The following is a 1941-nucleotide window of genomic DNA, read 5'->3' on the forward strand; positions in this document are numbered from 1 at the left end:
TTGATCCTGCAGATGGCGGTTGCAGTCAGTGTTTTGCTATTGGCCAGCAACGCTTATGCTGCTACTCCTCCCTTTTCTGGACCGGCTCCGAATGGTAATTTTTGCATCGACAACGGCGGCGGCTTTGGCTACGGTTATTGCGCCGGACTAGGTTATAACCTTGAGATTGAATGCCCCGATTGGTGTGATAACTGTTACGATGGGGATAACAATGGCATTTGTGATCCTGGTCCACCACCTGCCGCAGTACCCGAACTGGAAGACTATGCCGCCGCTCTGTTCCTCGGGCTGGCCCTGTTGATGGGCTGGCAAGTTCGGCAGAGACAAAAACTCGTTTAACTCGTAGCGACATCGAGTGCGGGTGCAATCATTCGGGCAAGAATTCTCATCGGCGTAACTGCTATCGACCGAGACGTGCATCGATCTTGCCGATGGACATCATGGTTCTCGGATGCTATTCTCCGAGTTATGGAACTGAAGACCTTAGCCACCTTTCGCGCTGCGGCCGCGACTCTCAGCTTTACGCAGACGGCCGCCGCTCTCGGTTATGTGCAGTCCAGCGTAACGGCCCAGGTGCAGCAGTTGGAACGGGAACTGGGCGTTCCTCTTTTCGATCGGATCGGTAACCGCTTGGCGCTGACGGAAGCAGGCCAGAGGTTGGTCGGTTACGCGGATCGCCTGCTTGCTCTGGCTGACGAAGCGCGTGCTGCGGTCAGCACGACGGCGCCTGTGGGGACGCTCTCCATCAGCGGCCCTGAAACGATTGTGAGCTACTTGTTGCCGAGTATCTTGGCCAAGTTTCGCCAGCAGCATCCGGCGGTCTGGGTTCGTTGTGTTCCCTCGCCGATTGGTGAACTCAAACGGCGCGTGCTGGATGGTCAGCTTGACGCCGCATTTGTGCTGGAGGAGCCTGTGGTACCTGGATCGCTGAACGTCGCTCCACTCCGGCCGGAACCTTTGGCATTGATTGCCGCGCCATCTCATCCGCTTGTGAAAAAACGGCGCGTACAGGCGCGAGATCTCGCAGGCGAGCCGATTTTATTCACCGAAACGGGCTGCACCTATCGCAATAAGTTCGAGCAAGCGCTCCATGCCGCCCATGCGCATCCCGGCCAAAAGGCCCAAGAGTTTTCCAGCGTGGAAGCGATCAAACGCTACGTCGCCGCAGGACTCGGAATTGCAGCATTGCCGAGCGTGGCGGTGGAAGCCGAAAGAAAGTCGCGGACGCTGGCGGTTCTGGCTTGGGATGGTCCCCAACTGACCGTGCACACGCAACTGGTTTGGAGTGCGACTCGCTGGACGTCGCCAGCTCTTTCGGCGTTCGTTGAAACGGTTATGGCCTGTCCTTGGCAAGCGTCCGCCAAGAATTCTTAGCTGGCTATATTCGCTCTAGAAAAACTCGCGAGCCATTTTCTTGGTGAGAGATACAGCCGAATAGTCCATCGGATAATCCGATTCTGACTATCGAATATATTCGTTTGAGTCGATTTGCTCGCGACGCTATAACCAGTCACGAGGTAAGTCATCGTCTCTTGGTAGACCCTGCGTTTTCGCTTGGCTTCCGGCGAGCCGTTGACTGACCGAAGGATGATCCAGACGCGAAAAAATGCTGCTTGGGGATGAGCCATTGCGGCTGACGTTGTGTCTGATTGTTGCACTATCAGGCGCAATACTCAATTCAATACACTGAGGAGAAGAATGGCGCGGAATGACTCCGATTAGATTTTGGCAGGTGGATGCATTCACGAGCCGTCCTTTTGGCGGTAATTCTGCGGCGGTTTGTTGGTTGGAACAAGACGCCCCTGAGGCATGGATGCAAGCCGTGGCCGCTGAGATGAACCTCTCGGAGACCGCCTTTGTACAACGTGGCGACGACGGTTACGGACTACGCTGGTTCACTCCGCGCATTGAGGTGCCTTTGTGCGGACACGCCACTCTGGG

General features: G+C 56.1%; 3 protein-coding genes. All 3 read left to right on the forward strand.

The window, feature by feature from the left end; all coding sequences use genetic code 11:
* Nucleotides 1-339, forward strand: a 339-nt coding sequence (locus DSM3645_RS30235) for a hypothetical protein (RefSeq protein ID WP_161603371.1), incomplete at its 5' end; no start/stop codon positions are given.
* 129 nt (nt 340-468) lie between these two features.
* A complete protein-coding gene (locus DSM3645_RS16930) occupies nt 469-1374 on the forward strand; it encodes a LysR family transcriptional regulator (RefSeq protein WP_002653473.1) in 906 nt (301 codons plus the stop codon).
* Nucleotides 1375-1708: 334 nt separating this feature from the next.
* A partial coding sequence (locus DSM3645_RS16935; protein WP_040351914.1) for a PhzF family phenazine biosynthesis protein occupies nt 1709-1941 on the forward strand: 233 nt, incomplete at its 3' end.

Origin of the sequence: Blastopirellula marina DSM 3645 (assembly GCF_000153105.1) — a bacterium.
In the GTDB taxonomy this organism is placed as follows: domain Bacteria; phylum Planctomycetota; class Planctomycetia; order Pirellulales; family Pirellulaceae; genus Blastopirellula; species Blastopirellula marina.

What these genes read in the sequence shown, in the direction of transcription:
- DSM3645_RS16930 (WP_002653473.1), top strand. Translation starts at nt 469, where the DNA reads ATGGAACTGAAGACCTTAGCCACCTTTCGCGCTGCGGCCGCGACTCTC.